We start from the raw sequence: 5,381 nt of genomic DNA on the forward strand, positions 1-5,381 counted from the left end.
AACGGCTCCAGCCTCGGGCCCCGACGAGGAACTGACGCACCAGCAGCAGAAGTCATACCACTACTAACGATCAACTACTGGCGCAGGACACTAGTTGGTGACCGGACTGACCCGCCACGCGCGGCCGTGCGGGTCGGTCACGGTGTAGGTAAGGAACTGCGGGTCGTCCTGGCGGCCGTTGTCGCTCCAGGCAAGGCTGGCGGCGGTGAGGGCGCGGCCGAGATGGGCGCAGCGCTCCGGGGTGGCGGGCGCGAACGTTGCCACGGGTCGTCTCTCCTCGTGATCAGGGGCGAGGGCGGGGCCGGGGCGGCCTGGCGGTAGGCCACCCCGGGGGAGCGGCCGTATCGGCCTACGGGCGGGTGAGCTCGCGGTGGATGCGTTCGCTGGTCTCGCTCGCCTCCCGGCGGGCCTGCTCGGCTGCGGCTTCCGGGCTGGCGGCGTAGACGATCTCGACGCTGCCGAACGCGTCTTCGGCGGCCACGGTGTGCTGCTCACACTGGTCGGACAGTTCGCCCGGATCGGTGGGGGCCTCCTCGACGTGCCAGATGTCGACGTCGCCGCCGCCCTTCCACTGGCCGACCACGAAGTACGGGCGGTCCTGGCTCTCCGGCGCGGCGGCGGCCCGGGCCAACCCCTCGTACTCCGACCGGAAGAGCGTCAGACGGCGGCCCACGTCCTCGGCTGCGCGCGTGCTGACCTCAGCCCACTTCGAGAGGTATTCGGCACGGTGGGCCAGGCTCTCGCGGGCCGGTGCCAGTAGGAGTGCGAGCACCGGGTGCGGACGGGCGGTGAACCAGCGGGCCAGAGTCCACCAGGCGGCCAGACTGCGGGCGGCCTGGACCCGGTGGGCCTCGGCCTCCTCCAGCAAGCGAGCCTGCGCCCGTTCGGCGTCCGAGATCATCGCGTCCAGCCACCTCAGCAGCTGCGGGGTGTCATGGAGGCGGGCCGCGTGCTGGAGGCTGGGGAAGTCGCTGCGCGCGGAGTAGTGGCCGGCGCACGCGCGCAGGATGGCGGATAGCGTCTGGCCGGCCTGCGGAGGCGCCGGCCGGTCGTCGGTGTCGGTCAGGTCGCGTTCCAACCACCCCCAGGGCACGTCGGCGGAGTAGGCCAGAACCCGGATGGTGTTGCCCTGGTAGGCGCGGCCACGGATGCGTATCAGCGGCTCGGCGGGCCACTCCCGCGCGCTGGCGGATCCGAGGGTGGCTCGGACGGCGTTGAACTGGTCCCACCGGGCGGGGCTGCTGGTCGCGGTCACATGGACGGTTCCGCTGGCGGCACCGGTGAGGCGGTAGCGCACGGCTCCGGCCGAGTCCGCCTCGGACGGGACGGCGCGGACGGCACCGGACGGCGTGGTAAGGGTGATCACAGAACGTCTCCTCACGGGGCCTACAGAAATGGGAAGTTGATAGGGACGGTGACTTCAGCCCGTGACAAACGGGTCCGGGAGGAACGGGGCGGGGTACGCGCGGGGGACAGGCGCTGAGCTGCTCCCGTACGGCCTTACGGCGGCCTGCACGATGGTGCTCGTCACGGCGTGCAACCATCCGCCACCCGCACACGACCGGGCATCGGGCCTGCTCGGTCTGCACGATCAGGGTTGCCAGGATGGTGCAGCTGCCTCCAGGGCGGCCGTCACGGCGGCTTTGATGGGTTGGGGAGCTAGCTGCGCGCGGCGGGCGGGGGAGTCACGCGCGCGCTGTGGTGCGCGGGACCCGGTCAGATGACGGGGCGGCGGCGGCCCTGCTCGTCCAGGCGGCGCACGTCGGGCGTGAGGTTTTCGAAGCGGCACCAGGTGCGCCCCATGTAGTCCTCGGCGGCGTAGAAGTGCACCGTCCTAGCCCGGTCGCTTCCTCCCGCCGTGGTGTAGGCGGCGGCGTACCAGTAGCCGTTGATGTTGAACGGAACAGCGTCCGAGGGCCACTCGTGCGGAATCGGGGTCAACTCCCCCCGGGCCGCGTGCTTCACGTACGTGCCCGTGGTGAGGTCCAGGATCATGAAGTGTTCTCGGTCGGCCTGTAGGCCGCTGTTGTCCTGGTCCCACTCGTCGCAGGCCAGACAGCGGCTCTTCGTCCGGCACGGCAGAACCAGCAGCGAACACCCGTGGAGAACGTTGGTGGGTCCGCCGTAGGTGACCCGGCTTCCGATGAACAGCCGCGGGGCGGGCACGATCTCAGGCATGGATGGCCTTCCGTGGGGCGGTGGGTGGGCGGTGGGCGTCGAGCTGCTGGGCGTCTGTCGGCGCGGCCTAGGTACAGGAAGGGGCGGACGTGTTCTTGGGCGCGCGCGGTCTGCTCCGCAGACGCGACTCGTGCCGCTACGCGGCAGGGGCCGGCGAGCAGCGCTCCGCGCTTCTGCTGCGGGGTGAGCGCTCCGCGCTCGGGGCCGGGTGCGGCCGCTGCTGGCCGGTGGGGCCGGGTGGGCACCCCCGTGGGGGGTTGGGGTGCCCACCCGGCGGTCAGGGGGTCAGACCGTGGTGAGGGCGAATGCCTTCTCCATCAGGTCGTTCGCCGCGCCGCTGATGACCCGCTCTGCGCGGGAGTCCGCCTTCTCGGCGTCGGTCTTGCCCCGGGTCGGAGCGACGTGGTTGGCGTACTCAGTGAGCGCGTTGTACCCGGCCCACCGCGTGCCCCGGATACCGGCCTGGGTGTCGGCGATCTCGAACAGGTTCGAGATCGCCCCCCACCGCTGGCGCTGGTTGGTCTTGGCGCGGGGGTGGTCGCTGTCCTTGACCGGCCACAGCTCGTCCACCACTGACTTCAGCTCGCTGAGCGTCATCTCGGCTTCGATCATGCGCTGTGCGGCCTGCTCGAACTCCTCGGCGTACCGGAATGTCAGGCCGAGGGCAGAACGGGCCTGCGCGATACGGGCCTTAGCTCCGGCGGTGTGCCGCACGACGAACGAGGACCGGGCTCCGTGGATGGCCGCGCGCATGGTGTTCGCGCACACCACCCGGACCGGTGTCACCACGATGCGGAACGCTGAGCCTCCGTCGTGGCTGTTGAACGCTGCGATGTACAGATCAACGTCGTCGTTCCCGCCGATCGTGAGACCCTGTGGCAGCTTCATGGTCAGGAACACCTGACGGCCGTCTTTGAGCGATCCGGCGGTCTCAAAGTGCGCGCCGGACTCGTCGGCCAGAAGATCGAGGAATTCGGCGTGCTCCTCGTTCTGCACGGGGTAGTAGTCGCTGCCGACCACTCCGAGCGTTTGAGTGCGACCGGTCTTCGGGTGCGTGCGCGCGGTCGCGAAGTGCTGCCGTACCTCCAGCGGCGTGGTTCCGTCGGCCGTGATCTCGGTCGCGGTCAGGGGGAGGAGTCGCACGTTCCAGCCGGACAGAGACGCGATGCGCATGGCCTCCTCGGCAGTCATCGCGCCGTTGGTGACAGTGCCAAGTTTGTGCCAGGCGCTCGTGTTGGCGGAGGCGAAAGCGGCGGTCCCGTCGGTGAACTGCTCGATCTCGTGAGCCACTTGGGGCTTCCCTTCTGGTGACGAACTTTCGGCGTGTCCGGCAGGGGGCCAACCCTTCCGAACGAGTTCCATAATACCTAACTCTGGGGGTGGAGCAACCCTTTATTTCCCTGGCCTGTCCACCCTCAGAGGTGCCCTGCTGACCTGCGGATACGACTGCGACGGCTTGTGCCGGGTCAGGTCATTCTTCCTGCCCGACGATCCTCTGCCTTATGATCAGTTGCCTTCTTGCGTGGGCCTACTGCTGCCAGTGCTGCGGCAATGCCGTGACGCTCCACGTGTGGACTCCGGTCAGTGCGGTGACGAATGCGCCGTTCGTGTACTCGCTGAGGCGGTAGAGCACGGACTCTCGCTCTCGGCGGTCCAGCTCGCGCTCAATGCGCGTCACCCAGTAGCGGCCGTGGCAGCACTCCTGCGACCCGTGATAGCTGACCAACTGTCCGAGGCTTGGGCCGCTGTCCGCGTGCACGGCGGCCGACAGGTTGGACAGGACCGTACCGAACGTGTGGGGCGGCAACGGCACGTCGGCCAGCGCGGGCCCGGTGTGTCCGGTCCGTACGCCAGAGATCCATCCCACCTCGAACAGGCGCCGGGCCAACTCGCGCACATCGTGCGGAAGACTGCTGTTCTCGGGGAGCTGTTCCAGTACTGCCTTGAAAGCGGCCTTCATCTGCTCTCGCTCACCCTCGGTCGCCGGAACGGCGCGGTGGGCGGGCTCGATGCTCGTCATGCTCACAGTGATTTCCCTCCGGTGGTTTAAGCGCTGTGGCTCTCCGGGGGGCCAGGTAAACCGGGCCCCCCGAAATCTCCTCCTACTTCAGTCCGCGCGTCCGGAGGAATTCACTGATGCGGAATGCGACGGCTCGCACCGAAAGGGATGTTCCTCGGAACGTCCCGAGAATGCGGGGGCCGGTTTCGCTGTCGTGGATGATGTGGAATTCGAAACCCTGAGCGACCGGCAGGAGAATTCGGATAGGACCGGCCGTGGTCTCAAACCGAATTGACGTGGTGTTGTCGTCCTGGTTGTGCTCGATGACGGCGTCTCGGAGGAGTTCCGGGCGCGGGAGGAAATTGGCGATTCGGCGAGCTTTCGCAGCCTGAGGGGTCGTGATTTCGACTGCGCTGGGAGCTACCTTGCCTCCGCATATGACGATTTCCACGCTTACGCCTTTCTGTTGACGAACGTTCGGCGGTGACGGTTAGGGGGCCACCCCTTCCGACATGTTCCATAATACAGCATGCTTGATCTGTTGCACCACCTCATGCGCAATCTCCTGCCCTATCTCTTGCGTCATCCCCTGCCCTCGGCCAGTGGTCGGCCTCTCCAACACCCCAGGTCAGATGGGCTATTACCTGTGGTTGGGAAAGCTGACATCCCCTCTGCTGCCGCTCTCCCTGCCCGAATGAGAAGAAAGGTGGGGGGCGGGCTAGGGCGGCGCGGCGGCCTCGGGGATCGGGGCCAGGGGTTTCAGTTGCGCGTCGGCGGGGCCTCCGCGCTCGGGCGCTGGTACGTCCGGACCGCATGCGGTCTGCCGGAGGCAGGCCGCCCTCGACGGCTCAACGGGCGATCGGGCCCCGGAGGGGCCCTATTGCCCTTCCTTCGTATTCCGTGATTTACTTTCCCTCACGGAATACAATTTCAAGTCCCCTCGGTTTTAAGGGAATCGGAGATTCCCCCTGAACCCCTCCCAGGAAACCTCGCATGACGAATCTTCAACCTAAACCCCAACTCAAACCCGGACTTTCCACTCTCACAATTAAAAATCAGCAGCCGAATTTGTGCCGGAGGCACAAACCCTCTCCGCCCCTCTTTTCGTGCCGGAGGCTTCGCCGTCGGGCCGGAGGACGCCCACCACTGGGACGCCCGTTCCACCGCCCCGGCCACTACGCAGCCGCCGATGACGGCACCGGCC

6 protein-coding genes are annotated in these 5,381 nt (G+C 67.7%); all 6 read right to left on the bottom strand.

Annotated elements, in window-relative coordinates; genetic code table 11:
* Positions 1–90: 90 nt before the first annotated feature.
* On the bottom strand, positions 91–264 hold the full coding sequence (locus ABZT12_RS39055; RefSeq protein WP_356394572.1) for a hypothetical protein: 174 nt from the start codon (positions 262–264) through the stop codon (positions 91–93).
* 85 nt (positions 265–349) lie between these two features.
* A complete protein-coding gene (locus ABZT12_RS39060; RefSeq protein ID WP_356394575.1) occupies positions 350–1,366 on the bottom strand; it encodes a hypothetical protein in 1,017 nt (338 codons plus the stop codon).
* A 350-nt stretch (positions 1,367–1,716) separates the two neighbouring features.
* The gene (locus ABZT12_RS39065; RefSeq protein WP_356394578.1) at positions 1,717–2,178 is read right to left on the bottom strand and encodes a hypothetical protein; all 462 of its coding nucleotides are present in this window, start codon (positions 2,176–2,178) and stop codon (positions 1,717–1,719) included.
* Between the two features lie 285 nt (positions 2,179–2,463).
* A complete protein-coding gene (locus tag ABZT12_RS39070; RefSeq protein ID WP_356394581.1) occupies positions 2,464–3,468 on the bottom strand; it encodes a DUF932 domain-containing protein in 1,005 nt (334 codons plus the stop codon).
* A 238-nt stretch (positions 3,469–3,706) separates the two neighbouring features.
* Positions 3,707–4,198, bottom strand: coding sequence for a hypothetical protein (locus ABZT12_RS39075; RefSeq protein WP_356394584.1), 492 nt, complete (start codon positions 4,196–4,198; stop codon positions 3,707–3,709).
* An 82-nt stretch (positions 4,199–4,280) separates the two neighbouring features.
* Positions 4,281–4,628, bottom strand: a complete 348-nt coding sequence (locus ABZT12_RS39080; RefSeq protein ID WP_356394587.1) for a hypothetical protein — start codon at positions 4,626–4,628, stop codon at positions 4,281–4,283.
* Between the last annotated feature and the right edge of the window lie 753 nt (positions 4,629–5,381).

The sequence above is a fragment of the Streptomyces sp. NPDC005423 genome, assembly GCF_040606415.1.
In the GTDB taxonomy this organism is placed as follows: Bacteria; Actinomycetota; Actinomycetes; order Streptomycetales; family Streptomycetaceae; genus Streptomyces.

What these genes read in the sequence shown, in the direction of transcription:
- ABZT12_RS39075 (WP_356394584.1), bottom strand. Translation starts at nt 4,198, where the DNA reads ATGACGAGCATCGAGCCCGCCCACCGCGCCGTTCCGGCGACCGAGGGT.
- ABZT12_RS39065 (WP_356394578.1), bottom strand. Translation starts at nt 2,178, where the DNA reads ATGCCTGAGATCGTGCCCGCCCCGCGGCTGTTCATCGGAAGCCGGGTC.